General features: G+C 54.9%; 24 protein-coding genes, 2 tRNA genes and 3 CRISPR repeat arrays. Of the genes, 21 read left to right on the top strand and 5 right to left on the bottom strand.

Annotation, left to right across the window (positions count from 1 at the left end):
* The 10 genes from RBI05_RS09745 to cas2 form a co-directional block, all read left to right on the top strand.
* Positions 1-156: IS3 family transposase (locus tag RBI05_RS09745; protein WP_310550946.1), on the top strand; the 156-nt coding region annotated here is incomplete at its 5' end.
* Positions 157-494: 338 nt separating this feature from the next.
* A complete protein-coding gene (locus RBI05_RS09740; protein WP_150458040.1) occupies positions 495-2,636 on the top strand; it encodes an alpha-amylase family glycosyl hydrolase in 2,142 nt (713 codons plus the stop codon).
* 163 nt (positions 2,637-2,799) lie between these two features.
* Positions 2,800-4,386: direct repeats of the CRISPR family, unit length 33 nt; unit sequence ATTTCAATCCACGCATCCCATACGGGATGCGAC.
* Positions 4,387-4,682: 296 nt separating this feature from the next.
* Positions 4,683-5,693 carry a LacI family DNA-binding transcriptional regulator gene (locus tag RBI05_RS09735; RefSeq protein ID WP_310550939.1) on the top strand — a complete coding sequence of 337 codons (1,011 nt, stop codon included), beginning with the start codon at positions 4,683-4,685 and terminating at the stop codon, positions 5,691-5,693.
* Positions 5,694-5,882: 189 nt separating this feature from the next.
* The gene (cas3, locus tag RBI05_RS09730) at positions 5,883-8,324 is read left to right on the top strand and encodes a CRISPR-associated helicase Cas3' (RefSeq protein WP_310550938.1); all 2,442 of its coding nucleotides are present in this window, start codon (positions 5,883-5,885) and stop codon (positions 8,322-8,324) included.
* Between the two features lie 44 nt (positions 8,325-8,368).
* The gene (gene cas5c / locus RBI05_RS09725; RefSeq protein ID WP_150458043.1) at positions 8,369-9,091 is read left to right on the top strand and encodes a type I-C CRISPR-associated protein Cas5c; all 723 of its coding nucleotides are present in this window, start codon (positions 8,369-8,371) and stop codon (positions 9,089-9,091) included.
* A complete protein-coding gene (cas8c, locus tag RBI05_RS09720; RefSeq protein ID WP_310550937.1) occupies positions 9,088-11,001 on the top strand; it encodes a type I-C CRISPR-associated protein Cas8c/Csd1 in 1,914 nt (637 codons plus the stop codon). Before cas5c ends, cas8c begins: the two co-directional genes overlap by 4 nt.
* The gene (gene cas7c, locus RBI05_RS09715; RefSeq protein ID WP_310550936.1) at positions 11,001-11,885 is read left to right on the top strand and encodes a type I-C CRISPR-associated protein Cas7/Csd2; all 885 of its coding nucleotides are present in this window, start codon (positions 11,001-11,003) and stop codon (positions 11,883-11,885) included. Before cas8c ends, cas7c begins: the two co-directional genes overlap by 1 nt.
* Positions 11,872-12,531, top strand: a complete 660-nt coding sequence (gene cas4 / locus RBI05_RS09710) for a CRISPR-associated protein Cas4 (RefSeq protein ID WP_310550935.1) — start codon at positions 11,872-11,874, stop codon at positions 12,529-12,531. The genes cas7c and cas4 overlap by 14 nt, the downstream gene beginning before the upstream one ends.
* Positions 12,528-13,559 (top strand): type I-C CRISPR-associated endonuclease Cas1c, encoded by a 1,032-nt coding sequence (gene cas1c / locus RBI05_RS09705; protein ID WP_310550934.1) that lies wholly within the window; start codon positions 12,528-12,530, stop codon positions 13,557-13,559. The genes cas4 and cas1c overlap by 4 nt, the downstream gene beginning before the upstream one ends.
* Positions 13,560-13,568: 9 nt before the next feature.
* The gene (cas2, locus tag RBI05_RS09700) at positions 13,569-13,859 is read left to right on the top strand and encodes a CRISPR-associated endonuclease Cas2 (protein ID WP_310550945.1); all 291 of its coding nucleotides are present in this window, start codon (positions 13,569-13,571) and stop codon (positions 13,857-13,859) included.
* 191 nt (positions 13,860-14,050) lie between these two features.
* Positions 14,051-15,090: a CRISPR direct-repeat array (repeat unit 33 nt; unit sequence GTCGCACTCCGTATGGAGTGCGTGGATTGAAAT).
* Positions 15,091-15,195: 105 nt separating this feature from the next.
* Positions 15,196-15,842: a CRISPR direct-repeat array (repeat unit 33 nt; unit sequence GTCGCACTCCGTATGGAGTGCGTGGATTGAAAT).
* Between the two features lie 148 nt (positions 15,843-15,990).
* On the opposite strand, the gene RBI05_RS09695 is transcribed toward cas2, so the two are convergent.
* A complete protein-coding gene (locus RBI05_RS09695) occupies positions 15,991-16,581 on the bottom strand; it encodes a CGNR zinc finger domain-containing protein (RefSeq protein WP_310550933.1) in 591 nt (196 codons plus the stop codon).
* 261 nt (positions 16,582-16,842) lie between these two features.
* Here RBI05_RS09695 and RBI05_RS09690 point away from each other — a divergent pair, with 261 nt between their 5' ends.
* Positions 16,843-17,325 carry a DinB family protein gene (locus tag RBI05_RS09690; RefSeq protein WP_310550932.1) on the top strand — a complete coding sequence of 161 codons (483 nt, stop codon included), beginning with the start codon at positions 16,843-16,845 and terminating at the stop codon, positions 17,323-17,325.
* 176 nt (positions 17,326-17,501) lie between these two features.
* Entirely contained in the window at positions 17,502-17,669 is a 168-nt protein-coding gene (locus RBI05_RS09685) for a hypothetical protein (protein WP_191089544.1), read from the top strand.
* An 82-nt stretch (positions 17,670-17,751) separates the two neighbouring features.
* On the opposite strand, the gene cmpA is transcribed toward RBI05_RS09685, so the two are convergent.
* The 4 genes from cmpA to RBI05_RS09665 form a co-directional block, all read right to left on the bottom strand.
* A complete protein-coding gene (gene cmpA, locus RBI05_RS09680; RefSeq protein WP_150458050.1) occupies positions 17,752-17,856 on the bottom strand; it encodes a cortex morphogenetic protein CmpA in 105 nt (34 codons plus the stop codon).
* Positions 17,857-17,979: 123 nt separating this feature from the next.
* On the bottom strand, positions 17,980-18,339 hold the full coding sequence (locus RBI05_RS09675) for a hydrolase/acyltransferase (protein WP_150458051.1): 360 nt from the start codon (positions 18,337-18,339) through the stop codon (positions 17,980-17,982).
* A gap of 92 nt (positions 18,340-18,431) precedes the next feature.
* Positions 18,432-19,211: a YqjF family protein gene (locus tag RBI05_RS09670; protein WP_310550931.1), complete on the bottom strand. Its 780-nt coding sequence runs from the start codon at positions 19,209-19,211 to the stop codon at positions 18,432-18,434.
* Positions 19,212-19,248: 37 nt separating this feature from the next.
* Complete coding sequence (locus tag RBI05_RS09665; RefSeq protein WP_150458053.1) at positions 19,249-20,016, bottom strand: TIM barrel protein; 768 nt, start codon at positions 20,014-20,016, stop codon at positions 19,249-19,251.
* A gap of 175 nt (positions 20,017-20,191) precedes the next feature.
* Here RBI05_RS09665 and RBI05_RS09660 point away from each other — a divergent pair, with 175 nt between their 5' ends.
* From RBI05_RS09660 to RBI05_RS09620, 9 genes are all read left to right on the top strand, one after another.
* Positions 20,192-20,539, top strand: a complete 348-nt coding sequence (locus RBI05_RS09660) for a DUF2512 family protein (RefSeq protein WP_310550930.1) — start codon at positions 20,192-20,194, stop codon at positions 20,537-20,539.
* A 199-nt stretch (positions 20,540-20,738) separates the two neighbouring features.
* Complete coding sequence (locus tag RBI05_RS09655) at positions 20,739-21,212, top strand: SprT family protein (protein ID WP_310550929.1); 474 nt, start codon at positions 20,739-20,741, stop codon at positions 21,210-21,212.
* 81 nt (positions 21,213-21,293) lie between these two features.
* Positions 21,294-21,369 (top strand) — tRNA-Asn (locus tag RBI05_RS09650).
* 8 nt (positions 21,370-21,377) lie between these two features.
* Positions 21,378-21,466, top strand: a tRNA-Ser gene (locus RBI05_RS09645).
* 210 nt (positions 21,467-21,676) lie between these two features.
* A complete protein-coding gene (locus tag RBI05_RS09640) occupies positions 21,677-22,582 on the top strand; it encodes a branched-chain amino acid ABC transporter permease (protein WP_310550928.1) in 906 nt (301 codons plus the stop codon).
* Positions 22,583-22,591: 9 nt separating this feature from the next.
* Positions 22,592-23,560 carry a branched-chain amino acid ABC transporter permease gene (locus tag RBI05_RS09635; RefSeq protein ID WP_310550927.1) on the top strand — a complete coding sequence of 323 codons (969 nt, stop codon included), beginning with the start codon at positions 22,592-22,594 and terminating at the stop codon, positions 23,558-23,560.
* Entirely contained in the window at positions 23,529-24,311 is a 783-nt protein-coding gene (locus tag RBI05_RS09630; protein WP_223879840.1) for an ABC transporter ATP-binding protein, read from the top strand. Before RBI05_RS09635 ends, RBI05_RS09630 begins: the two co-directional genes overlap by 32 nt.
* A 4-nt stretch (positions 24,312-24,315) precedes the next feature.
* Positions 24,316-25,017 carry an ABC transporter ATP-binding protein gene (locus RBI05_RS09625; protein ID WP_310550926.1) on the top strand — a complete coding sequence of 234 codons (702 nt, stop codon included), beginning with the start codon at positions 24,316-24,318 and terminating at the stop codon, positions 25,015-25,017.
* Between the two features lie 87 nt (positions 25,018-25,104).
* Positions 25,105-26,307 (top strand): ABC transporter substrate-binding protein, encoded by a 1,203-nt coding sequence (locus RBI05_RS09620; protein WP_310550925.1) that lies wholly within the window; start codon positions 25,105-25,107, stop codon positions 26,305-26,307.
* Positions 26,308-26,381 lie beyond the last annotated feature (74 nt).

The following is a 26,381-nucleotide window of genomic DNA, read 5'->3' as shown; positions in this document are numbered from 1 at the left end:
CTCAAAACGGAAGGACTCTATCCTTATGATATCCGAAAAATGGCTGAGGCACAAAGAAGAATCGAGAAATACATACGGTTTTACAACCGAAGACGACCACAGCGTAAATTAAACAAACTGACGCCAGTAGAGTACCGACGCCAGCTTGCAACCTAGGTGTTTTTTTCAATGTCCACTAAATGGGGTCTTGACCAATAACCGGAGGCGGGTTTTTTAAGCAAATTCAGAATTCCTCCGAAAAGTCCCAGATAATGTATTGACTACTAGAATGAGGAGTGGTATTTTGGTGAGGAAACCGGTTTCCTGACACCTGCTGCTGCAATACCGCCGTTTTCCTGATAGAGACGGCTGCAGGAGCAAAGAGGACGCATCATTCGGTAAGCGCTTTAATGGGCATTTCTTATTTGCTGCTCAAACGGTTGCGCAGCCGTTCGCCGCAGTAAGGCCCAGCGTTTCAACTGGAACGAACCAAATGAGAGGAGAGGTTAGGTTATATGAACAAGCAAGTCAAATGGTTGGCGTCCGTGTCGTTGTCCGTAGGGATCGCGCTCGGCGCTGCACTGCCTGTTATGGCGTCGCCGGATACGAGTGTCAGCAACAAACTGGATTACAGTACGGATACGGTATACCAGATTGTGACAGACCGCTTTGTCGACGGCAATTCGGCCAACAATCCGACAGGTTCGGCCTTCAGTGCGGATCGTTCCAATCTGAAGCTGTATTTTGGCGGGGACTGGCAGGGGATCACGAACAAGATCAACGACGGCTATCTGACCGGCATGGGCATTACGGCGATCTGGATTTCGCAGCCGGTTGAGAATATTACGTCCGTAATCAACTACTCGGGTGTCAACAATGCCGCCTATCACGGCTACTGGCCGCGCGACTTCAAGAAGACCAATGCCGCTTTCGGCAGCTTCACCGATTTCTCCAATCTGATCGCCGCGGCGCATTCCCACAATATCAAGGTCATCATCGACTTTGCGCCTAACCACACGAATCCGGCCTCTTCCACGGATGCCTCGTTCGCCGAGAACGGCGCGCTGTATAACAACGGCACCCTGCTCGGCAAGTACAGCAACGACAGTGCCGGCCTGTTCCACCACAACGGCGGAACCGATTTTTCCACAATTGAAAGCGGTATCTACAAGAACCTGTATGATCTTGCCGACCTTAACCAGAACAACAATACCGTTGACAACTACCTGAAGGAATCCATTCAGCTCTGGCTGAACCTTGGCGTAGACGGCATCCGGTTCGATGCAGTGAAGCATATGCCGCAGGGCTGGCAGAAGAGCTATGTCTCGTCCATCTACAGCAGCGCCAATCCCGTGTTCACCTTCGGGGAATGGTTCCTTGGCGTCGATGAGACAAGCCAGGACAACATCAATTTCGCGAACCAGAGCGGGATGAATCTGCTGGACTTCGCCTATGCACAGGAAGTCCGCGAAGTCTTCCGCGACAAGACCGAGACGATGACCGACCTCAGCTCGATTATCTCCAGCACAGGTTCCAGCTATAATTATATCAACAACATGGTAACCTTCATCGACAACCATGATATGGACCGCTTCCAGCAGGCGGGAGCGAGCACACGTCCGACGGAACAGGCGCTGGCGCTGACGCTGACTTCTCGCGGCGTACCGGCCATCTATTACGGTACCGAGCAGTATATGACCGGCAACGGCGACCCGAACAACCGGGCAATGATGACCGGCTTCGATACGAACAAGACAGCCTACAAGGTCATCAAAGCGCTGGCTCCGCTGCGCAAATCCAACCCGGCTATCGCCTACGGCACCACAACCCAGCGTTGGGTGAACAACGACGTCTATATCTATGAACGGAAATTCGGAAGCAGCGTGGCTCTGGTTGCGATCAACCGGAACACCACGACATCCTATCCAATCTCCGGTCTGCTGACCGCCCTGCCGAACGGAACTTATACCGATGTTCTCGGCGGTCTGCTGAGTGGCAATTCCGTTACCGTCAGCGGCGGCGCCGTCAGCAACTTTACACTGGCAGCAGGCGGCACAGCGGTATGGCAGTATTCCACCAACGAATCCTCGCCGGTTATCGCCAACGTCGGCCCGACGATGGGCAAGCCTGGAAACGTAATTACCATTGACGGCCGCGGCTTCGGAACGACCAAGAACAAGGTCACCTTCGGAACCACCGCTGTTACCGGCGCCGACATCGTGAGCTGGGAAGATACCGAGATCAAGGTCAAAGTGCCGAACGTAGCCGCTGGCAACACAACGGTTACCGTAACGAATTCGGCCGGCACGACCAGCGCCGCCTTCAACAACTTCAACGTGCTGACCGCCGATCAGGTTACCGTTCGCTTCAAAGTGAACAATGCCACTACGTCCCTGGGCCAGAACGTCTACCTGACCGGCAACGTGGCCGAACTCGGCAACTGGACCGCAGCCAAGGCCATTGGCCCGCTGTACAACCAGGTGGAAGCTTCCTACCCGACTTGGTACTTCGACGTCAGCGTTCCGGCCAGCACGGCGCTGCAATTCAAATTCATCAAGGTTAACGGATCTACTGTTACCTGGGAAGGCGGCAACAACCACACCTTCACATCGCCGTCCAGCGGCGTAGCCACCGTAACCGTAGACTGGCAGAACTAATCCGGCAAAAGGGAGCAAGCCTGCCCGGCGGACCGGCTTCTGCCGGTTCCCCGGCGGCCTCCCGGCCGCCGCAATTGAAGAACGCGCGGACTTTCCCGGCCCTTGTGGCCGGGGAGTCCGCGCGTTTTTGCGTGCTGTGATGAGGCGGAAGAGGTTGATTGGGGATTTAATCCACGCATCCCGTACGGGATGCGACTGGACGGCAGCTTGCTTATGAGCAGAGTCTGCGGGAGGTTTTATTCCACGCATCCCAAACGGGATGCGACTTTCACCAGGCTGCCGGTCTTTATCTTCAAACCGATTTCAATCCACGCATCCCATACGGGATGCGACGGTCAGGACCGTCTTCGTGACGACGATCAGCACGACATTTCAATCCACGCATCCCATACGGGATGCGACACACTCACAGGAGCCGGGCTTATTGCTGTGAAAGATTTTCAATCCACGCATCCCATACGGGATGCGACCGCCGCAGGCGCAATAAGGCGCCGGGCTTAGAGGAATTTCAATCCACGCATCCCATACGGGATGCGACGAGATCATACCAGCCCTCGGGATTACTGCTGCCGTTATTTCAATCCACGCATCCCATACGGGATGCGACGGCTGCTGACGTACTGGCGGGAGGCAACGCCGGAATTTCAATCCACGCATCCCATACGGGATGCGACTGAATCTCCTGTATGACGAGATGGTCAGCAACTGATTTCAATCCACGCATCCCATACGGGATGCGACATTTTTTTGTGTTGGATCCAGAAAGCAAGATACCATTTCAATCCACGCATCCCATACGGGATGCGACCATCAAGGAGACGGCGCATCTGGCCGAGGTTGAATTTCAATCCACGCATCCCATACGGGATGCGACGCAAACCAAAAACCGGCCGCAGCCGGTCGTTAAATTTCAATCCACGCATCCCATACGGGATGCGACGGAGCGGCCCGTCACATTCTATTTTGAGAGGATGGAATTTCAATCCACGCATCCCATACGGGATGCGACGAGGCGCGGATAAGCCCAAGAAAATTAAGTCGATATTTCAATCCACGCATCCCATACGGGATGCGACAATTCGATCATGATGACGCCGGATGAGTTTGAGGCATTTCAATCCACGCATCCCATACGGGATGCGACGACCTGAAGGATGCGGTTGGAGGTACGGCAGCTATTTCAATCCACGCATCCCATACGGGATGCGACCCAAAGCAGCATCTTATTGCTTCGGTGGTAGCGTCATTTCAATCCACGCATCCCATACGGGATGCGACCATCTGCAAGGCCTTCGATTTTCAAAGTATCACTATTTCAATCCACGCATCCCATACGGGATGCGACCTCAACATACCCTTCCTGCGTAGCATTGTGCTCCTATTTCAATCCACGCATCCCATACGGGATGCGACCGGTATGACCAAGGATTAAGACTTGATGAATGGTATTTCAATCCACGCATCCCATACGGGATGCGACACCGTTTTCGTCAAAATGAAGCAGACAGCCCTGGGATTTCAATCCACGCATCCCATACGGGATGCGACCCCGATTTGTGGCGCAAAGATCACTGCCACGGCAAGATTTCAATCCACGCATCCCATACGGGATGCGACACTATGCCGCATCCTGAACAAACTCAATAAAAAATTTCAATCCACGCATCCCATACGGGATGCGACGACCATCCAAGCGGCGGGACGATCCGGTCATTGGATTTCAATCCACGCATCCCATACGGGATGCGACAGCGAAACAAGCATCTATTCATCTCAAAAAAGCAGAGTGAATCGCTTTTTTCTATGTTAAGCATAGCAAATAAATCTGCATGTGAGCTTGACATTTTCGGGAACAAGACAAAAACGACAAGATTCGTCAAAATCTGAGGTGCGAATGAGCCGGGGAATTCATGGGAGCTTGGGGTTCGCACCAAGTTTTCTTCTGCCTCTTAGGCAGGGGTGGAAGAACAGCCCTTCAAACGGCAGCTTGTAAGCGTTATAATAGAAATTAACAATTTTGGCATTCGTGTAAAAGGGCTGGGTGCGATGAAAGTGACCATCAATGATATTGCCCGCGCGGCAAATGTGGCGAAGTCAACGGTATCCAAAGTGCTGAATGACGCTCCAACGATTTCGGAAGCGACCAAAGCCAAAGTTCGAGCCATTATGCAGGAGATGAACTATGAACCGAGCAGTCTGGCTACGCGGCTGGCCCGGCAAAAAGGGTACAATATCGCGCTGATTATTGATTTGTCGCGAACCGGCGATTTCCTCAATGCCTCCTTCTACGATATCATCGGCGGGGTGGAAAGTGTGATCGGTCCCCGCGGGTATGAGCTGACCATCAGCAACATGCAGCATATTGGGCGTGAACGGTTCGTCAGCCGGTTCGCCATCGGGCGCAAAGCGGACGGGCTGATTATGGATAATTCGATTCTGACGCCGGAGCTGGCGCGGGAATTGAATGAACGGAATTTTCCCTATATTGTGATCGGAGAATATCCCGGGGTTCCTGCGAATCAGTGTGTGGATATCGACAATGCCCGGGGTTCTGTCATGCTGGTGGAGCATTTGCTGGCCCAAGGCTATCAATCTCCTGCATTTGTCGGCGGCGAGTCGGGCGAACCGCTCTATGAGACCCGGCTGGAAGGGTTCCGCCAAAGCCTGGATTCGGTACGGGACGAGTTCATCCGTCCGGGCTATGCCAATGAGGCTAATGGACGGCGGCTGACGCGTGAACTGCTGAAGGAGACCGAACGGCCGGACGCGATTGTCTGTATGAGCAATCTGGTAGCCTATGGGGTATTGCAGGAGCTTCAGGAGCAGGGAATCGCGGTTCCGGAAGAAATGGGGATTGCGACCTTTGACAATATCCCCCTTGCCCCTTACACGACTCCGCCGCTGACCTGTGTGGAAATGGATACTTTTGCTCTTGGAGCCGCCGCCGGCAATATGTTGATGGCGCGGCTTGAAGAGAGCGCAGTAGAGGAGGTTCAAGCTCCCTCATGGGTGAAGCCCCGGCTGGTGGCGCGGAGATCGACGGGGAGACAAGCTTAAGCCTTTCAAGGTGACTTGAAAGGCCTTTTTTGTGTGGCATCCGCTTCGAGCAGGTCGAATTACAACCTAAATTATCGAAATCTGGTGTAAAATACCGCACAGTTCAGGATGGTTAAAAAGGATAAAATAGGATTGGATAGGATAATAGAACCACAAGAATGCACATTCTTGGGCTTCCGGGGAGGTCTTATGGAGTATATCGCCCATATTCGCAGCAGGGATGGGAAGATTCAAACGGTCAGCGAGCATTCGGAAGCTGTAAGAGCGGGATGTGAGCATTTTGGAGTCAAAGCCGGTGTTCCTCATTTGGCCGGTTTGTCGGGGATTCTGCATGATCTGGGGAAGAGAACGCCGGCTTTTCAGCGTTACATTCAACAGGCTGTCTCTAATCCGGGTTCGGTACGCAGGGGAGACGTGGATCATTCAACGGCAGGCGGCAAGCTTGTTTTTGAGCGCTATCATCAGCGCCGCAGGAACTGGGAAGACAGGTTCACTGCCGAGTGGATCGGCAACTGCATCATTTCTCATCATCAGGGACTGCGGGATTTTATCGGTCCGGAAGGCAGGCTTCCTTTTCTGGAACGGGTGAGGGACAAGCAGCTGGAAGGCTTAGAAGAGGCAGCGGCGAGCTTCTTCTCCGATCGTTCGGAGGATTGGCTGGACGCGTATTTTGAGAAGGCCAAGACGGAGATGCAGCATGCGATTGAACAAATTCAACGATGCGGTCTGGATTCGAGCGCCTCCTCTCTATTATTGAAGTACATTTTTAGCTGCCTGATTGATGCGGACCGCACCGATACGAGGCAGTTCGAGGAGAACGAGGAGTCCCGTTGGGAAGAAGACCGATCGGCATTTTTTGCCCGCAGTTATGACAAGCTGCTGGAAGCAGTCACGGCGATGGAGCAAGCCGAAGATGCCGATCATCCGATCAACGTGCTTCGGCGGAAGATGTCGCAGCAATGCGATGAGGCGGCGGATCGACCATCCGACATCTACACGCTCTCTATTCCGACGGGCGGCGGCAAGACGCTGTCCAGTCTGCGGTATGCGCTGAAGCACGCCAAGACTTCCGGCAAGGACCGCATTGGCAAGGACCGCATTATTTATGTGGTCCCCTTCACAACCATCATTGAGCAGAATGCCCAGGACATTCGCGATATTTTGCAAGAGGATGACATGATTCTGGAACATCATTCGAATATCGTGGATGCCCGAAGGGAAGATGAGGTTTCGGAAGAATACGATATTCGGCGCAAAAACCTGCGGTTGGCCCGGGATAACTGGGACCGCCCGATTATTTTCACCACGATGGTGCAGTTTCTGAATGCCTGCTACGGCTTAGGAACGCGCAATGCCAGACGGATGCATCGCCTGGCGAATGCGGTCATCATCTTTGACGAAGTCCAGGCTGTCCCTCCCAAATGCGTGTCGCTGTTCAATGCTGCACTTAATTTCCTGAAATCGTTCGGGCGTTCCAGCATGCTGCTGTGCACGGCAACCCAGCCCGCTCTTGATTTTGTCCGTCACCATCTGCACATTGCCGAGCAGGCGGAGATCATCTCGAACTTGAGTGAGGTCGGCGAAGACTTCAAGCGGGTGGAGGTGGTCGATCGGGTAACGGCTCGGGGGTGGAATTCGCAGGAAATTGCAGCGTTTATCGGGGAACGGCTTAGAGAACTGGACAGCACTCTGGTTATTCTGAATACCAAGAGCGCGGTGAGGAAGCTGTATAAATACCTGAAGGAAGAACTCGTCATTGAGGAGAGCGGCGTCCGATTGTTCCACCTCAGTACGAGTATGTGCGCGGCTCACCGCAAAGCGGTGCTGGCGGAGATTAAGGAAGCGCTGCGACAGCATGACAAAGTCGTCTGCATCAGCACCCAGTTGATTGAGGCGGGGGTAAATATCAGCTTTGATTGCGTAATCCGTTCCCTGGCCGGGCTGGATTCCATCGCTCAAGCGGCGGGAAGGTGCAACCGGCACGGAAAAGACCCGCTCAGGCATGTCTATATCATCCGGGCATCCGAGGAAAGGCTGACCTCGCTTCCCGAAATCCGGATTGGCGCAGAGAAGACCGCTTTTCTGCTTGCCGATTTCAGGAATCATCCTGAAAGGTATGCGAGTAATCTGCTGTCGCCCGCAGCGATTCAGTCCTATTTTCAAAGCTACTACAGCCATATCAAGACCGAACTGGATTACTATGTGCCCAAGCTGGATCTGAACCTGTACGACTTATTGGGAACGAACAAGAAACTCTTTCAACACTACAAGAACAAGCAGGGTCAATCTCCGCAGATTCATAACCGGGCGGCATTTGCTACTGCCGAGCAGCATTTTGAGGTTATTGCAAACGCTGCCACTTCAGTTATCGTTCCATACAATGAAGAAGCGCGGCAGATTATGATCGAATTGAACGGCGAGCTTGAGATTCAGTCGCTGGGAGAGCTGCTGCGCAGAGCGCAGCCGTACACGGTCAACCTGTATAACCAGGACTTGAAGCAGCTTGAGCGAAGCGGGGAGTTGTATCCGGTATTGAACGGTAATGTGCTGGCTCTGAGAGAGACGGCTTATCGTGAAGAGTTCGGTGTGGACACAGCAGGCGAGGGAGTCTGGGATGCAGCCATTATCTGAGCGAAGGCAGGCACTCGCTCCATAACGAAGAGAGGAGGATACTTGTGCGTAACGAAATTCAGTTTCAGGTGACGGGCAAATACGCGCTCTTTACCGATCCGCTGACCAAGATTGGAGGAGAGAAATTCTCGCTTCAGGTTCCCACTTATTCGGCCATGAAGGGAATTGTGGAATCTATCTACTGGAAGCCGACCCTGATCTGGTTCATTGACGAGGTGCGGGTCATGAAGGTCATTCAGACGGAGTCCAAAGGAATGCGGCCAATCGAATACAGCGGGGGCAACACGCTCGCTTACTACACGTACCTGAAGGATGTTCATTATCAGGTCAAAGCGCATTTTGAATTCAATCCTTACCGGGAAGATCTGGTTCAGGACCGCAACGAGCACAAGCACCATCATATTGCCAGACGTGCCGTGAAGGCGGGGGGGCGGCGAGATATTTTTCTTGGGGCCCGCGAGTGTCAGGCTTATGTGGAACCATGCGAGTTCGGAGAAGGAGAGGGCTTCTACGATAATGTGCCCGAGGTGGACTTCGGAATCATGCTGCATGGAATCAACTACCCGGATGAAACGGGCCGCAACGAGATGGAGACCCGGCTGTGGAATGCCAAGATGGAGAATGGGATTATACGCTACATCCCTCCGGCTGAATGTCCTTATGTCCGGAAGATAGGCAAAGGCGCCGCCAAGCCGTTCGGACCGGAGAATATGCAATCGGTGGACACGCTGTACAGCGAGGTCTGCGGGGAGGAGGAGTCGTCTTGACGTGGATGGCTCAATTGCTGAAGACCTATGAGGCGAATCAGGGTCAGGTCGGAATCTTCGAGAAGAAGCGGAATGATCGGGAATACGCCCTGATCCCGGTCGCCCACACCACCCAAAGTGCTCATATCACGGTGGTGCTGGACACGGACGGCCACTGGCTCACCGCACAGGTGGTGGATAAAGCAGACAGTAATACGATTATTCCCTGTACGGAAGCCTCATCCAGCCGGACGAGCGCCCCGGTTCCGCACCCGCTGTTCGATAAGCTCATGTACGTGGCAGGTGACTATATCCACTATTGCGGCGATGTTAAGGGGACGCCGTATGCGGATTACATGAAGCAGCTTGGGGAGTGGTGCGGCTCCTCTTATGCTCATCCCAAAGTAAAGAGCGTCTATACGTACCTGGCGAAGGGCACTTTGATTACGGATCTGATCCGGGCCGGAATTCTGTGGGCAGACAAGCAGGGACAGCTGCTGGCTAAATGGAACTCTGAAATGGAAACGGCTCATGGAGAGAAGCCGGACATTTTTAAAGTCATCGCTTCGGATCAAAGCGCAGCTTTTGTCCGGTTTGCCGTTCAGGCTCCGGGCGAACCGGAGACACGTTTATGGCGGGACCCGTCGGTCCAGAAATCTTTTATCGACTATTCGCAGAGCAGACTGGGCAGCAGTGATTTATGCTTCGTTACCGGCAAGGTGCTGCCCTATGCCGACAAGCATACCTCGCGCATCCGCAATTCCGGAGATAAGACCAAGCTGATCTCCGCCAATGATGCGGCAGGCTTCACGTATAGAGGGCGATTCAAGAATAGCCGAGAAGCTGCTTCCATCAGCTATGAAGCGTCCCAGAAGGCCCATAACGCCCTTAAATGGCTGATTGAACGCCAGGGGTTCACGATGGACGGGAAAGTCTTTCTGATCTGGGGAACCGAGAAGCTGGAGGTGCCCGACCCTTATGCAGGTTCTTTTACCTTATTTGATGAGGAGGATCTGGAAGCGGACGGGGGAGACGGAACGCATCAGGCTTATGCCGATATGATCCGCAAAGGGCTGGCCGGTTATCGATACGATAGCGACTATAAATCCAATGTAATTATTCTGATTCTGGATGCAGCTACGCCCGGACGGCTGTCCATTGTATATTACCGGGATATGAATAAGGAGTTGTTCCTTGACCGGATTCAGCGCTGGCACGAGACCTGCTCCTGGGAGCATCGTTATTACCAAGAGGCGGAGAAGACTTACGGAACGTATATCGGAGCGCCGGCCACGAAGGATATTGCTTACGCGGCGTACGGTTCCAGAGCCAGCGATAAGCTCGTCAAAAGCTTGCTGGAGCGCATGCTCCCCTGCATCGTGGATGAACGCCCCGTCCCGCTTGATCTTGTTCGGAGTGTCGTCCAGCGGGCCTCCCATCCTGTCGGCATGGAGAATTGGGAGTGGGAACGGACGCTGAGCATTGCATGCGCATTGGTCAGGAAGCATGAGAAGGAGGAATATGAAGTGGCCCTGGATACGAAGAACGAGGACCGGAGTTATCTTTTTGGAAGACTGCTGGCTATTGCCGATGTACTGGAGCGCAGAGCGCTGGGCGACGAGAAAAGGGCAACCAATGCGCTTCGCTATATGAACGCTTTTGCCCGGCATCCCGGACGGACGTGGAGCATTATTCAATCCAATCTCCAGCCCTATCAGGCTCGAATGGGAGTCAGAGACCCCATCGTCAACCATTGCAACCGTGAACTGGATATCGTCATGGATAGGTTAAGACCGGAAGATTACAACGATAGCCCGTTGAGCGGGCTGTATCTTCTGGGTTTCTCGAGCCAACGAAGAGACTTGTACACCAGCAAGAAGGATGCTGCCGACCACAAAACCGATTCCATTCAAGAAGAGGAGAATGAATAATGAGCACACTTGACCGTAAAATTGATTTTGCCGTCGTCTTCTCGGTACACAACGCCAATCCAAACGGCGACCCGTTGAACGGGAATCGTCCGCGTCAGAATTATGAAGGACATGGCGAAATGTCCGATGTAAGTCTGAAGCGCAAAATCCGCAACCGGCTGCAGGACATGGGGGAATCGCTGCTGGTTCAGTCCGACGACCGCCGTGTCGACGGCTTCCGAAGCATTAAAGAGCGGGTGGACGCCAACGAAGAGGTGCAGGAATTTGCCAAAGGCAAGAAGCCGAACAATGAGCTGTATGCTCAGGCGGCTTGCAAAGAATGGATCGATGTGCGCAGCTTCGGACAAGTGTTCGCTTTCGGAGGGGCCGAGGGGACCAGCGGAGGCGGCGTGTCGATTGGAGTCCGCGGACCGGTATCCATTCATGCGGCAGTGAGTATCGACCCTATTGATATTACCAGCACCCAAATCACGAAGAGCGTCAATACCACGACACCGAAAGATCCGAACAAGCGCGGTTCCGACACCATGGGGATGAAGCACCGGGTGGATTTCGGCGTCTATGTCTTCTATGGCAGCATCAATACGCAGTTGGCGGAGAAAACAGGCTTCACCTATGAGGATGCGCTGAAGATTCGGGAAGCTCTTCAGACCTTGTTCGAGAATGATACGTCGTCTGCCCGGCCGGACGGCAGCATGGAAGTGCATTCCGTATACTGGTGGGAGCACAAGTCCAAGCTGGGCCAATATTCCTCGGCCAAGGTCCACCGGTCGCTTCAAGTTACGCGGAAGCAGAGTGCAGCAGCGCTGAAGACTTTTGAGGATTACGAAGTGACGCTCCAGCCGCTCGACGGTCTGGAAGTCCAAATCTATGACGGACTATAACGAAGACGACTATCTGCTGCTCTCGGGCATTCAGCATTTTAACTTTTGCAGACGCCAGTGGGCTTTGATTCATATCGAGCAGCAGTGGGAGGAGAATGTCCGGACGCTCGAAGGGAACCATCTTCATCGAGTGGCCGACCAGCCGCATCTTCGGGAGAAGAGAGGGAACAAGCTGGTGGTCCGCGCCCTCCCGGTTCATTCAAGGCGGCTTGGACTTACCGGAATCTGCGATGTCGTTGAATTTATAAGGGACCCCGGCGGGGTCCCGTTATCTGATGAACAAGGGTTATATCTGCCCTGTCCTGTAGAATACAAACGCGGCAAACCCAAAAAGGACGACTCGGACCGTTCGCAATTGATAGCCCAGGCGATGTGTCTGGAAGAGATGCTGGCCTGCGAAATTACGACAGGCTATCTTTTTTACAACGAGATCAAGCATCGGGTAGAGGTTCCCATTACTGAAGCCGATCGCGAGCAAGTCCAGGCCACTCTGCATGAAATGCATGGGTACTATGCACGTCGATATACACCTAAGGCCAAAGCAGGACCCCATTGTGAGAATTGCTCGCTCAACAAGGTCTGCCTCCCTAGACTTATGAATCGCCGGACGGTTGCCAGCTATATAGAAAGCAAGGTGAGCGAATGAAGAGAATGCTGAATACCTTGTTTGTTACGACTCCGGAGGCTTATTTATCTCTGGATGGGGAGAATGTCGTCGTGAAAAAGGAGGATGCCATTCTTCAGAGATATCCCTTGCATAATCTGGAAGGGATTTATACCTTTGGCTACGCGGGTGCCAGTCCTGCCTTGATGGGGACATGCGCCGAGCGGAATATCGCGCTAACTTTTCTCACGCGGAACGGTCGTTTTGTCGGGAGAGTGATTGGCGAGAGCCGGGGAAATGTGGTGCTCCGTAAAGAGCAGTATCGCATCTCGGATGATGAGCCAAGAAGCGCGATAGTGGCACGCAACATGATCCTCGGCAAAGTGTACAATGCGAAATGGATATTGGAACGGGCTACCCGCGATCATGCACTTCGGTTGAATGTACAGAAATTCAAGCAGATTTCTGCTTCTTTGTCGGAAGTTATGCACACCGTGCGCAGCGTAGAGGATTTAGATGTTCTCCGCGGACTGGAAGGAACGGCAGCCGTTCAATATAACTCCGTATTCGATGATCTGATTCTGCAGCAGAAAAATGATTTTTATTTTCACGGACGCAATAAACGGCCTCCCTTGGACAATGTCAATGCCTTACTGTCCTTTACTTACACTCTGCTTGCCCATGATATGATTGCGGCGGTCGAAGGAGTCGGCCTGGATGCTTATGTCGGGTTCTTGCATCGCGATCGTCCCGGACGGGCTTCGCTTGCGCTGGATGTGATGGAGGAATTAAGGGGGATCTATGCGGATCGCTTCGTTCTTGGATTGATCAACAAGAAGTTGATTCATGCCAAAGGCTTTCATCGCAAGGAGAACGGTGCCGTTATTATGGATGAGGCAACCCGCAGACAGGTGCTGGTTGCCTGGCAGGAGAAGAAGCAGGAGCAGATCATTCATCCCTACTTAAATGAGAGAATGGCTTGGGGGCTCGTTCCTCACGCTCAAGCACTTCTACTGGCTCGCACGATAAGAGGGGATTTGGAGGAATACCCGCCATTCTTATGGAAGTAGGTGAACGGCGTGCTTGTCTTAATCACTTACGATGTGAGCACGAAGAGTTCCGAGGGACGCAGACGTTTGTCTCAGGTATCCAAGAAATGCCTCAGTTACGGACAGCGTGTTCAGAACTCCGTGTTTGAATGTATCGTGGACGCTACGGAATTTCGTAGATTGAAATTTGAATTGGAAGAACTGATAAATGAAGAAACAGATAGTCTGCGCTTTTATAACCTTGGGGATAAGCACAAAACCAAGGTAGAACATTTTGGCGCCAAGAGTAGTTATGATATGGAAGGGCCTTTGATTTTGTAAAGATAGCTTGGTGCGAATGCCAAGCTCCCATGTTTTCCCCAGGTCCTTCGCACCTCAGAAATTGCAGAATATTGTCGAATATAATCTGTTTCTTGAAATGTCAAGGCAATGATTGTACTTATCTGATATACTTTCTAGCGAAAAGGAAGCTAAACGTTCTATGAATTTGATCAATTTGGCTGTTTTTCGCTGTCGCACTCCGTATGGAGTGCGTGGATTGAAATAGGCGCAGCAGCGCCCACATGAGCAGCCGAGCGATCGTCGCACTCCGTATGGAGTGCGTGGATTGAAATGCGGAATCAAGGTTACTGCCTGTGCCAAGAAGCGTCGCACTCCGTATGGAGTGCGTGGATTGAAATTGCCGGCCAGTACGAAGCGGGACAGCGGCGGCGGGTCGCACTCCGTATGGAGTGCGTGGATTGAAATGGTTTTACGATGACGAACCATATTTTAGAGTGGCTGTCGCACTCCGTATGGAGTGCGTGGATTGAAATATTTGATCCCCTCCAAAGATGTGATATACCGAACCGTCGCACTCCGTATGGAGTGCGTGGATTGAAATTATCTATTGCGGGTATGCCTTGGCTGACAGGATGGGTCGCACTCCGTATGGAGTGCGTGGATTGAAATCGGGCGGCGGCGATCCTGTTTTATATTGGCCGGGTCGCACTCCGTATGGAGTGCGTGGATTGAAATATCTGCAAGTCGTAACCTGAACGAAGCTTGTAGTCGCACTCCGTATGGAGTGCGTGGATTGAAATGGGTCTGCTGTGGCGATGTCCCACCAGCGCTGAAGCGTCGCACTCCGTATGGAGTGCGTGGATTGAAATCGGAAGGAAATTGGACTGATCGGGAGGATACGAGGTCGCACTCCGTATGGAGTGCGTGGATTGAAATATACCGTTTAGTGGAGGAAAGTAATGAACAAATTGTCGCACTCCGTATGGAGTGCGTGGATTGAAATATTACTTCGCCCGGCTCCTTACGCTTACCTCCCAAGTCGCACTCCGTATGGAGTGCGTGGATTGAAATAAGAGCATCCCGGACGCGCCGCATCTGCAGATGAGTCGCACTCCGTATGGAGTGCGTGGATTGAAATGGTCAAGATGGATCAGCAGCAAGCTATGACCTCGTCGCACTCCGTATGGAGTGCGTGGATTGAAATTATTGTGGATACGAGTCCGTTAAAATTGTCCGAGTCGCACTCCGTATGGAGTGCGTGGATTGAAATTTTGTAGGTAAGCCCACTAAGTACGCCGTACATCCTCGTCGCACTTCGTATTTGGAGTGCGTGGATTGAAATCTGACTATCTGCGACCATATCCGGGTTCTCTGCGGTCGCACTCCGTATGGAGTGCGTGGATTGAAATAAAGAGTATAAACGCCTTGGTGGCGGACATTCCTCGTCGCACTCCGTATGGAGTGCGTGGATTGAAATCGGTTCCTGGCGTGATAGTGAGGGTTCCCTTGACGGTCGCACTCCGTATGGAGTGCGTGGATTGAAATATCGAGTATCCAATGGACGCCGCCGAACCCGGCCAGGTCGCACTCCGTATGGAGTGCGTGGATTGAAATACCTATATTATCTATGTATATAATTGTGCCGATTGGTCGCACTCCGTATGGAGTGCGTGGATTGAAATCTCGCTGAACGAGAGGAAGCCGAGAAGAACGTCAGTCGCACTCCGTATGGAGTGCGTGGATTGAAATAGGTACTTAATCCCCTGGCTGGAGACAAGCACCGGGTCGTACTCCGTATGGAGTGCGTGGATTGAAATAAACGGGAGACCTCGGATCTCCGAATTGAAAAAGGTCGCACTCCGTATGGAGTGTGTGGATTGAAATTACAGCGCGACGAGGACTGGCGCAGTAAAATCAACGGGTCGCACTCCGTATGGAGTGCGTGGATTGAAATTTGCCGCTGTCGCCCAACGTGATTCCGTCGGATCGGTCGCACTCCGTATGGAGTGCGTGAATTGAAATCTCGCGGTAGGATAATTCGCCTATATAACAGTTCGCACATATAACAGTTCACGCACACAACAGATTGATTAGAGAAAGTTTCGAGCCAACACAAACCAAGAGCAGCGCATCGCGCTGCCCTTTTCCTATCCGGCCGTTCCGTTCAGCTTCACTCTTCGCAGGGCTTGCCAGCGGGCGGCGGGGAGGCGGCTTCCGCCTTCTTCCGCGCCCGGAAGCGGCGGACCTTGAGAAGATTGCCGCAGGTTTTGTCCTCGCAGTACCGCTTGGAGCGATTGCGGGTATCGTCGTAATAGACCCACTGGCAGTCCGGGTTCTCGCAGACTCCGAAGCGGGAAGGGTCCCCGGTTGTCACCGCTTCGGCCAAAGAGGCGGCGATCTCGGCCCGGACTTGGGCCCAATCGTCCCGCAGCGGCTCGGAGACAAGCTCCAGCCGGCCTTCCGGGTCGGCGGCAATTCGTCGCAGTGCGGGGCCAAGCGCCATCTCCCGGTTCAGCAGCGCCAGCTGTTCCTCCGACAGGGAGCCTCCCGCCGCCAGCGTCCGGACAATGGCAAAGAGCGCGGAGCGCAGACGCTGGAGTTCAGCCAGCTCGTCTCCTTCGGGAGCTTCAAGCGGGGGGAGATGGTTCCCGGCCAGCCAGCGGCGCACCCATTCGCGGTTCAGCAGCCGGTCCTCCGCCTTCCCCTCGTCCCCGGTGCGCCAATCCCGCGCGTAGCTATTGATGAAATCCGCCCACAGCATAATCCTTCCACCTTTCTGCACCCTTCATTGTAACAATGGAACTGGAGGAATGCCAGTTACATGGAGAGGAGAGGTTTTACTGCGACCGAACCGGGATGGGATGTTGCGAGATTGAGTTGTAACGATTAAAATTAATATAGATGGTTACATATAAGATAGGAGTTTTAACTGTCCGGAACGGAACCATCTGGTGATTAACGGCACAGTTCCGGATGCTTTTGGCTGACAACGAATAAAGAATGAACACTGGAGGGAAGAATCATGGGATTTACGCTAAAAGAAGTGCTGCTGCAGAGTTGGGATTATGCGATGGATCAGGAGGATTGGGCCCCGCCCCTTGCCGCTGCACTGCAAGGAGTGAATGAGGAACAGGCGCTCTGGAAGCCAAAGGGAGAGGCGGGCAATTCGATCTGGGAGACGGTGAACCATCTCGCCTACTATAAGGAACGGCTGCTCCGGAATATTAAGGGTCTTCCGCCGCTGCCCGATCTGGAGAGCAACACGGCTACGTTCACGGTGACGGAGAGCGGAGAAGAAGACTGGAAGGCGGCGGTGGAGAATCTGAAGAACGTCCATGCCGAGCTGAGAGAATACATCGCTGCTCTGGACGAAGACGGAGGGCCGGAGAACAAGCGGACGGAACTCCTGATGAGCCTTGTGCTGCACGACAGCTACCATACGGGCCAGATCGTGCTGGTGCGCAAGCTCCAAGGGTCATGGCCGGGCCAGCGCAGCTTTGACTGAGAAGTCCGGCTTCCAGGGGGGATGGCGGGTCTTGGAAAGCTGAGACAGCCGGGACTCTGCACCCGGACCGCTCTGTTTCAAGGACCGAAAGGCCAGGGTAATGAGGCGTAAGCGGGAGCGAGGCAGGAAGCCTGTCTCCCTCCTCAACTAACGACCTGTGCGAAGGAGAGATCGAAATGGACCCGAAATACACCGACCGCAGTGTGGAAGTCGAGCATCGCGAGGTTCAGCGGAAATCCGACAGCAGCCTCGTCGCTTCAACCTTTATCAAGTATGCGGCTTACGTCATTATCTTCTTTGGTTTCCTTTACTTCCTGGTGCGCTACGTCTTCCCGAAATTCTGATCACAGTGCGAACCGGAATCAGGCAGCCTTCCTTCACATCCCGCGCGGGAGACGAAGGAAGGCTGCCTGGCGTGGATTCCGGTCAGGAATTGCGGTAGAAGAACCAGCATTCATTCAGCAGCCGGATCTGACGGCGGTCCTTGCGGAGATAAGCTTTCATCAGTTGCTGGCAGAGCCATTGCGGCATGGCGATCTCCCCCTGTCGAGTGTGGCATCATGCTACCAGCATATGGGCGGAAGCGCAGGGAGGTGACGGATGAGGCGCGGGTGGACCTTTTCTTTCTTCTTGGTACAAAAAAAAACGCCCGCATCAATGCGAACGCTCTTCCTCTTCCTCGTACCACTGCTCCAGCTGCGCCTGCAGCGCCCGAATCTCCGTGAGCAGCGAGATCAGGGGGTATTCCTTCTCCTGAATCGAAGCAAAAACTTCCTCCAGCCGGTTGATATAGGCCAGTCCGGTCAACAGGGAAGTTCCTTCCCGCAGCACTTCCAGCTCGGCGCATTCCGCTACAGCGGCGGGCAGCTCCGGCACCCGGTCGGCCGTCAGCTTGTCGATCTCCTTGTTCAGCCGCAGAATCAGCGCGCTGAGCTGATAGGCATAATCGGCCGGCATCTCCACAAATTGCAGCTCTTCCCCAAGCTGCAGAATGACATAGCGAAACTTGGACATTCCCTTCATTCTCCCTCCGTGCTTGCCTTTCCTCTTGACAGTGTAGCCCAAGCCGAGCCGACAATTCAAGAGGCAATCGGGAAGGCGCCGGTTCAGCAGCGGCGGATCGGCCACATCAGCACATCCAGCCGTTCCGTATAGGTAGCAGCCGCAGGAACGGCCGGAACGTTCAGGCCGTAGGCCCCGGTCAGCGTATCCGTATGTATCGTCACGTCCACCTCCCGAAGCGGCCATGGCAGGTGATGAATATCCACCGTGTACAGCCGCCCCTGCCGGTCGGCCGAATACATGCGGTAGCGCTCGCTCAGCCAATGGAGCAGCGAGCCCGGCAGGGCGTTGAAGACTTGCCCGGACAGCGGACGATACGCCGTCTTTAACACCGCCGCCTGCGATGCGTCTTCGCTGCTTCGGCGGCTTGAAGGAAGACCTGTGGTGCGGAGACTCTCATAGTGAACAGTCTCTCCCTTCACTTCCTCGGACATCTGCGCGCGGTGATAGGGCAGATGTCCGCCGATGCGCGCGCCGACGACGGCAAGCCGGCGGGACGCTTCCAGTGTGAAGAACCAGATGCCCGGCACGCCGTTGACCTTCACATAGGTGCGCAGGTTCACTTCCAGGAAGCGGCCGACCCCGGGAAACGGCGGAGTCCAGCGCAACCTCAGCGGATCGACATGGAACGGGGAGAGACTGATCCAGGGAACGCCGTCCCAGAGGTCCAGTTCGACGCCGTCCGGCAGGGGAGGAAGCTCTTCCCGGGCGACCGGCCAATGGGCAAAGAGCAGACGGCGCCAGACCTGCTTCAGGACCCAGGGCCCTGCGGGCAGCGGGAAGGGGCGGTGAGCGGTATGCGACAGAATGGCCCGGTTAAGCAAGGGGCACGCCTCCTTTTGCCGAAATGGGGGTCCGCTTTCAGCCGGTATGATGCTTCGCATGAATCTGCTTGAGATCTTCAATCGGATCGTGCAGAGGGAAGTATTCCACACCGACGTATCCGTTGTAATCCATCTGCTTGATGGCGTCGAAGATGTAATCGTAGTTCAGTTCACCGAGATAAAGCTCATGGCGGCCGGGCACTCCCGCTCCCTGAATATGGCCGACGAGAGAAATCCGGTTCTGAAGCCGCTGCAGCACGTTGCCCTCCATGATCTGGACATGATACATATCGTAACAGACCTTGACCAAGGGATGCTGCACCGCCTCTGCGATGGCAAAAGCCTCCTCGGAAGTGGTCAGACAGCCGTCCGCCAGTTCCCGGTCAATACGATTGTTCAGCGGTTCCAGCGCCGTGATGACCTCGTACTCTTCCAGAATCGGCAGGCAGGCCTCCACGCCTTCGATCAGGCGCTTGCGCGTATCCTCGGGCCGAACGCCGGGAACGGCGGGCCCTGCAGTATGAACCATTCGCCGGCATCCCAGCTCGCGGGCGGCTTCGGCCGTTCCTTTGACAGCATCCCGGAGCGCATCGCGGCGGGAAGGGTCAAGCAGGCTCTCGGGCGTAACGACGATGGAGGCAATATCCATATCCAGCTCATCCCGAAGCTGTCTGACCCGCGCAATGTCCTTGTCCTTCCAGGACCAGAATTCCAGGGTACGGATGCCGTTCCGGTGCAGGGTTCTCATGGCTTCTTCAATCGGCATGCCGGAGAACAGAGTCTCGACGTTAAAAGATATTTTCATGGAACATGCTCCTTTAGGATGAGAGTCTAAGTTGGGTGCTCTTACTTAATACCCGATTCCGAACGCTTTCTTCGGATAACGGTGGAATTTACCTGATTCCGTGCAAGAGCGTTTAAAGGCGGCCGAACCCGGTTAAACCATAGACATCCAACCCAACACGAAAGGAATGAGCGGAATGGAGAAGGTTCTGGTTAAACTGATTGCGCACGGCATTCTGCAGACGGCGATGATCGTTCTGCTGTCCGACGCTACCTTTATGGAGGCTCTGCTGACCGCCCTGGTCATCGGCGTAGTAGCCTATATTGTGGGAGACCTGCTGGTTCTGCCGCGGACGAACAATCCGATCGCTACGGCGGTGGACGCCGTTCTGGTCTTTGCGGCTCTGTGGATTGCCGCCGATGCGATGGACTGGACGCTCTCGATCGGCGAAATTCTGTCGATTACGGTGCTGGCCGGTGTGTTCGAGTATTTCTTCCACATCTGGCTGCTTCGCGACCACAAGCCGGTCCGCCGTCAGGCCTAAGCTGCGTATTGGCTTAAGGAAGAATAGCTTTAAGAAGAATCAGCCGCTATAAGAACAAGCGCTGGGCGCCTTGTGCCGGAATGATCCGGGCGGGGCGCCCTGCGCTGTGTCGGGATAGAAGGCAGGAATCCGGCGGGCGGGGCGCGAAGTTAACACCGTCCGGGGAGGACGGAGACTGAGTGGAAGAAGGACCGTGTAAATGAGCAACGAAGAATTGCAGCAGTGGATCGAGAAGGTGTCGCTGGAGAGCTTCGGCGTTCCCTTCCGGCATAAGGCTTCCTTCAACCGGCGTCTGTCCGCGACAGGCGGCCGCTATTTTGTCCAAAGCCACAACATCGAGATTAACCCGCATCAACTGGAGGCCTACGGCCCGGAAGAGACCGAGAGGATTATCAAGCACGAGCTGTGCCACTATCATCTTCATCTGGCGGGCCGGGGCTATATGCACCGGGATGCGGATTTCAAAAGCCTGCTGGCGCAGGTCGGCGGCAGCCGCTACTGCCGAAGCCTTCCGGGAGAGCGCGGACGCAAGCCGCTTCCTTACCGGTACCGGCTGGTCTGCCGTTCCTGCGGCCAGACCTATTTGCGCAAGCGTAAAATCGACCCGCGCCGTTACCGCTGCGGCCGCTGCCGGGGACCGCTGCAGCTGGAGCCGATCGAGCCGCCGCAATGATGCCCTGCCCGGGTAAGCGATTTCGCGAAAGCTTGACTGGATACCGAAATCATGATAAATTATTTCTTGTCTTGATAATGTTCCCTGATAGCTCAGTTGGTAGAGCACTCGACTGTTAATCGAGTTGTCACAGGTTCGAGTCCTGTTCGGGGAGCCACTTTTCTTGGAGAGATACCCAAGTGGCTATAAGGGGACCCTCTGCTAAGGGGTTAGACTGCGTAAGCGGTGCGAGGGTTCGAATCCCTCTCTCTCCGTTCTGTTAGATCGAAGATGGACATGTTCAGAAAGCTCCCATATGGGAGCTTTTTTTATGTTTGAATTCCTAATCATGTTAACTAATGTTACGCAAATTTTCATAATTAATTGAAAAAGAGCAAAATTATCGTGACGCTGCTGAGGAGCTATGTTACTATAGATAACATCTTACAAACAGAGATTCCTGGGGAATCTGGGAGGGGATGGCGATGGAGTATTTTATCCAGCAATTGATTAACGGCGTATCGGTAGGCAGCATCTACGCACTGATCGCCCTGGGCTACACGATGGTATACGGTATTATCAAGCTGATCAATTTCGCGCATGGCGATGTCTTCATGGTAGGCTCGTTCATCGGATTGTTCAGTGCCAAATACCTGACATCGGCCGGATGGCCGCCGGTTATCGTTCTAACGGTCTCTCTCATCTTCTCCATGACGGCAAGCGCTCTGCTCGGCATGATCATCGAACGACTGGGTTACAAGCCGCTGCGCAAGTCTACCCGAATCGCCGCGCTCATCACGGCCATCGGGGTCTCCTTCCTTCTGGAATACACCGGCGTTCTTCTGTTGGGCCCGCAGGCTCAAGGCTTTCCCGACATCCTGGACAAGAAACAGTACACCTTGTTCGGCTCCTCCATTCAAGTTGAATCCAACCAGGTCATGATTCTGGCCATTACCATTATTCTGATGCTCCTGCTGCAGTACATCGTCCGCTATACCAAGACCGGCAAAGCGATGCGCGCCGTCTCCTTCGATATGGAAGCCGCCCGCCTGATGGGCATTCACGTCGACCGGACCATCTCGGCGACCTTTGCCATCGGTTCGGCGCTCGCCGCCGCCGCCGGCGTCATCTTCGGCATGACCTACAATTCCGTGGACCCGCTTATGGGAGTGACGCCGGGGCTTAAAGCTTTTGTCGCTGCGGTTCTCGGAGGTATCGGCAGTATTCCGGGCGCCCTTGTGGGCGGGCTGCTGCTGGGAGCGGTAGAGACGGAGATTTCCTCGCTCGGCTATTCCTCTTGGCGCGACGGCGTTGCCTTTGCCGTTCTGATTCTGATCCTGATCTTCAAGCCCTCGGGATTGTTCGGCAAGAACGTCCGCGAGAAAGTGTAGGTGGATGGTATGAAGAAGCTGAATTGGAAGTTCTGGGCGGGCATCGCCCTGTCGCTGGCGTTGTATGGATTGATTGAAATTCTTCTAACAACCGGAATATTTAATGATGTTACCCGGTCCATGCTGCTGCTGATCGGCATCAATATTATGCTGGCCGTGTCCCTGAATTTGATCAACGGGATAACGGGCCAGTTCTCCATCGGGCATGCCGGGTTCATGTCGGTCGGAGCGTACACGTCGGCGATTCTGACGCTGGACCACAACGTTCCGTTTCTGCTGGCGATTGTGGCCGGGGGCGTGCTCGCCGCCGTATGCGGGATTCTCATCGGGATTCCGACTCTGCGGCTGAGCGGAGACTACCTGGCGATCGCCACCCTGGGATTCGGCGAGATCATCCGTATTGTCATGCTCAATACCGAATATGTCGGCGGGGCTTCGGGGCTCAGCGGCATACCGGCCAAGACGACCTGGACCATAATCTTCTTCTTCACGCTGATTACCGTCGTACTGATCCATAATTTCATTCGCTCCACCCACGGACGCGCCTGCATTTCCATCCGGGAGAATGAGATTGCCGCCGAAGCCATGGGGATCAACACGACGCAGTACAAAGTAATTGCCTTCACTGTCGGAGCTCTGTTCGCGGGCATGGCCGGCGGGCTCTCGGCGCATACCTTCTATGTTATTACGCCCGGCAGCTTCAATTTCCTGAAGTCCTTCGAGATTCTGGTCATGGTGGTGCTCGGCGGTCTGGGCAGTACGGCGGGCTCTATTGTAGGAGCGGTATTCGTGACCCTGCTGTATACCTATCTCCGGGACTTCCCGGAGTGGCGCATGATTATCTACTCTGCCGTTCTTATTCTGATGATGATCTTCCGCCCGGGCGGCCTGCTGGGAAGCTCGCTGCTTCTTCGGAAGCGGAGCGGCAAGAAGGGAGGCGAGTTAAGTGGCGGAATCAGCGACACCCCTGCTTCTTGAAGTGAACGGGGCGAGCCGGTCGTTCGGCGGACTCAAGGCGCTCAGCGAAGTCTCTCTTCATATTAGAAAGGGCGAGCTGATCGGACTCATCGGCCCCAACGGCGCCGGCAAAACGACGCTGTTCAATCTATTGACCGGCGTATATCCGCCTTCGACGGGCCGGATTCTCCTGAACGGCCATTCGGTCGGAGGAATGAAGCCTTACCGGATCAACCGCCGGGGAGCGGCGCGGACGTTCCAGAACATTCGGCTGTTCACGGCCATGACCGTGCTGGAGAATGTGAAGATTGCCTTTCACCAGCACGCGAAGCATTCCATGATCAGCTCGATGCTGCGGCTGCCGAAGCATTTCAGGGGCGAAGAGGAGATCACGGGCAAGGCTATGGAGATGCTTCGGATCTTCAGCCTTGCCGATCAGGCGGATGAACGGGCGGGCAACCTCAGCTACGGCAATCAGCGGAGGCTGGAGATCGCCCGGGCCCTTGCGGCCGGACCGAAGCTGCTGCTGCTGGACGAACCGGCGGCGGGGATGAATCCGAACGAGACCCGCGATCTGATGAATTTGATTGCCTGGATTCGCCGGGAATTCAGCCTCTCCATTCTGCTGATCGAGCATGACATGTCGCTGGTTATGGGGGTCTGCGACCGCATTTATGTGCTGGACCGCGGCATGCTGATCGCGGATGGAGCGCCGGCTGAAATCCGCAGCAACCCGAAGGTGATTGAAGCTTATCTCGGACAGGAGGCGTAGCCGGATGTTGACGGTACAGGGCATCAATGTCTATTACGGCGCCATCCATGCGCTGAAGGATCTGAGCATCTGCGTCAGCGAAGGTGAGATTGTCACGCTCATCGGAGCCAACGGCGCCGGCAAATCCACGCTGCTCAAGACGCTCTCCGGCCTGCTGAAGCCGCGGGGCGGCGGCATTGAATTTATGGGCCGTTCCATCGTCAGCCAGAGCGTTCAGGCCATCGTCAAGGAAGGGCTGATTCACTGCCCGGAAGGCCGGCGCGTCTTTGCCAATATGTCGGTGGAAGAGAATCTGGAACTGGGCGCGTATCTCCAGAGCGCCGGCAGTCTGGCGGAGGATTTTCACAAAATATACGATACCTTTCCGCGCCTCCGGGAACGCCGGAAGCAGCAGGCCGGCACCTTGTCCGGAGGGGAACAGCAGATGCTGGCGATCGGCCGGGCGCTGATGGGCCGGCCCAAGCTGCTGCTGCTGGATGAACCGTCGATGGGGCTGGCTCCGCTGCTCGTTCAGGATATCTTTGCCATCATCCGGGAGGTCAATCAGGCCGGAACGACGGTTCTGCTGGTAGAGCAGAACGCCCACCAGGCGCTTAAGATCGCCCATCGCGCCTATGTGCTGGAGACAGGCCGCGTGGTGCTGGAAGGCGACGCGCAGGAGCTGGCGGATTCTGACGAGATCCGGACGGCTTATCTGGGGCACTGACGCGGGGGGACAGACATCCATCCCTGCAACGACTGCGGCATCAAGGGAACACACCTATATAAATGAACTTAATGGGAGGCTGGGAGAATGAAGAGAAGAATCGGGGCCATCGTATTGTCTGCCGTACTGACCGCCGTGCTGGCGGCAGGGTGCGGGAACAACAATAAGGAGAACAGCGACGGCAGCGCCGCAGCCGGCAGTTCCGGCGGAGACACCATCCGGATTGGAGCCGACCTCGAGCTTACCGGCGGTCAGGCTTCCTTCGGCGATTCCGCTTCCAAGGGAGCGAAGCTCGCCGTTCAGCAGCTGAACGATGCCGGCGGCGTGCTCGGCAAGAAGCTGGAGCTTATCGTATCGGACAATGCTTCGAAATCGGAAGAAGCGACCCAGGTCGCCCAGAAGCTGATCTCCAGCGACAAGGTCGTGGCCATCATCGGAGCGACCACCTCGACCAATACGCTGGGCATTGTGCCGGTTGTGACCGAGAAGAAGATTCCGCTCGTCGCCGTAGGCGCCACCAATCCGAAGGTAACGGTGGACGAACGTTCCAAGAAGGTCAACGACTGGGTATTCCGGGCAGCCTTCATCGATCCGTTCCAGGGCCAGGTGATGGCGAACTTTGCCGCGAACAATCTGAAGGCGAAGACGGCGGTCATCTATACGGACGCTTCCAGCGACTACTCCAAGGGGCTGCAGAAATTTTTTGAAGAGACCTTTACCAAGAGCGGCGGCAAAATCGTCAGCCAGGAATCCTATCAGCAGAAGGACTCCGATTTCAAGGCGGTGCTGACCCGGATCAAGGAAGCGAAGCCCGATGTCGTCTATGTGCCGGGATATTATGAAGAAGTCGGCAAAATCCTGAAGCAGGCTCGCGAAGTCGGCCTGACGGTTCCGTTCCTGGGCGGCGACGGCTGGGATTCGCCGCAGCTGGCCGAGATTGCGGGCAAGGACGCGCTCAATAATACGTACATGTCCAACCACTACTCGCCGGAAGATACGGCCAAGGAAGTGACCGATTTCGTGGAGGCCTACAAAGCGGCCAACGGCGGCTCCGTACCCGACGGCATGGCGGCGCTCGGCTATGATGCCGTGAAGCTGGTGGCGGACGCTATTAGCCGGGCAGGCGAAGCCGCGCCGGAGAAGATCAAGGAGGCGCTGGCCGCCACCAAGGATTTGCAGCTGGCGACCGGCAAAATTACGCTGAACGAATCGCATGACCCGGTAAAAGCCGCCGTCGTTCTGAAATTTGTCGACGGCAAGCAGACCTTTGAGACCAAGGTCAATCCGTAACCCGACCGTGGAGAAGGGCGCCGCGGGCCGAGCAGAAGGACCGGGACGGGCGGCGGAGACGCCGTCCGTCTTTT

The organism is Paenibacillus glufosinatiresistens, from assembly GCF_031470375.1.
Taxonomy (GTDB): Bacteria; Bacillota; Bacilli; order Paenibacillales; family Paenibacillaceae; genus Paenibacillus_AQ; species Paenibacillus_AQ glufosinatiresistens.
The sequence above is the reverse complement of the archived record's forward strand: the minus strand, read 5'-3'. Positions and strand labels throughout refer to the sequence as shown.

Excerpts from the sequence above, each read along its gene's own strand:
- RBI05_RS09740 (WP_150458040.1), top strand. The coding sequence starts at position 495 with ATGAACAAGCAAGTCAAATGGTTGGCGTCCGTGTCGTTGTCCGTAGGG.
- RBI05_RS09735 (WP_310550939.1), top strand. The coding sequence starts at position 4,683 with ATGAAAGTGACCATCAATGATATTGCCCGCGCGGCAAATGTGGCGAAG.
- cas3 (WP_310550938.1), top strand. The coding sequence starts at position 5,883 with ATGGAGTATATCGCCCATATTCGCAGCAGGGATGGGAAGATTCAAACG.
- cas7c (WP_310550936.1), top strand. The coding sequence starts at position 11,001 with ATGAGCACACTTGACCGTAAAATTGATTTTGCCGTCGTCTTCTCGGTA.
- cas4 (WP_310550935.1), top strand. The coding sequence starts at position 11,872 with ATGACGGACTATAACGAAGACGACTATCTGCTGCTCTCGGGCATTCAG.
- cas1c (WP_310550934.1), top strand. The coding sequence starts at position 12,528 with ATGAAGAGAATGCTGAATACCTTGTTTGTTACGACTCCGGAGGCTTAT.
- RBI05_RS09695 (WP_310550933.1), bottom strand. The coding sequence starts at position 16,581 with ATGCTGTGGGCGGATTTCATCAATAGCTACGCGCGGGATTGGCGCACC.
- RBI05_RS09690 (WP_310550932.1), top strand. The coding sequence starts at position 16,843 with ATGGGATTTACGCTAAAAGAAGTGCTGCTGCAGAGTTGGGATTATGCG.
- RBI05_RS09685 (WP_191089544.1), top strand. The coding sequence starts at position 17,502 with ATGGACCCGAAATACACCGACCGCAGTGTGGAAGTCGAGCATCGCGAG.
- cmpA (WP_150458050.1), bottom strand. The coding sequence starts at position 17,856 with ATGCCGCAATGGCTCTGCCAGCAACTGATGAAAGCTTATCTCCGCAAG.
- RBI05_RS09675 (WP_150458051.1), bottom strand. The coding sequence starts at position 18,339 with ATGTCCAAGTTTCGCTATGTCATTCTGCAGCTTGGGGAAGAGCTGCAA.
- RBI05_RS09665 (WP_150458053.1), bottom strand. The coding sequence starts at position 20,016 with ATGAAAATATCTTTTAACGTCGAGACTCTGTTCTCCGGCATGCCGATT.
- RBI05_RS09660 (WP_310550930.1), top strand. The coding sequence starts at position 20,192 with ATGGAGAAGGTTCTGGTTAAACTGATTGCGCACGGCATTCTGCAGACG.
- RBI05_RS09655 (WP_310550929.1), top strand. The coding sequence starts at position 20,739 with ATGAGCAACGAAGAATTGCAGCAGTGGATCGAGAAGGTGTCGCTGGAG.
- RBI05_RS09640 (WP_310550928.1), top strand. The coding sequence starts at position 21,677 with ATGGAGTATTTTATCCAGCAATTGATTAACGGCGTATCGGTAGGCAGC.
- RBI05_RS09635 (WP_310550927.1), top strand. The coding sequence starts at position 22,592 with ATGAAGAAGCTGAATTGGAAGTTCTGGGCGGGCATCGCCCTGTCGCTG.
- RBI05_RS09625 (WP_310550926.1), top strand. The coding sequence starts at position 24,316 with ATGTTGACGGTACAGGGCATCAATGTCTATTACGGCGCCATCCATGCG.
- RBI05_RS09620 (WP_310550925.1), top strand. The coding sequence starts at position 25,105 with ATGAAGAGAAGAATCGGGGCCATCGTATTGTCTGCCGTACTGACCGCC.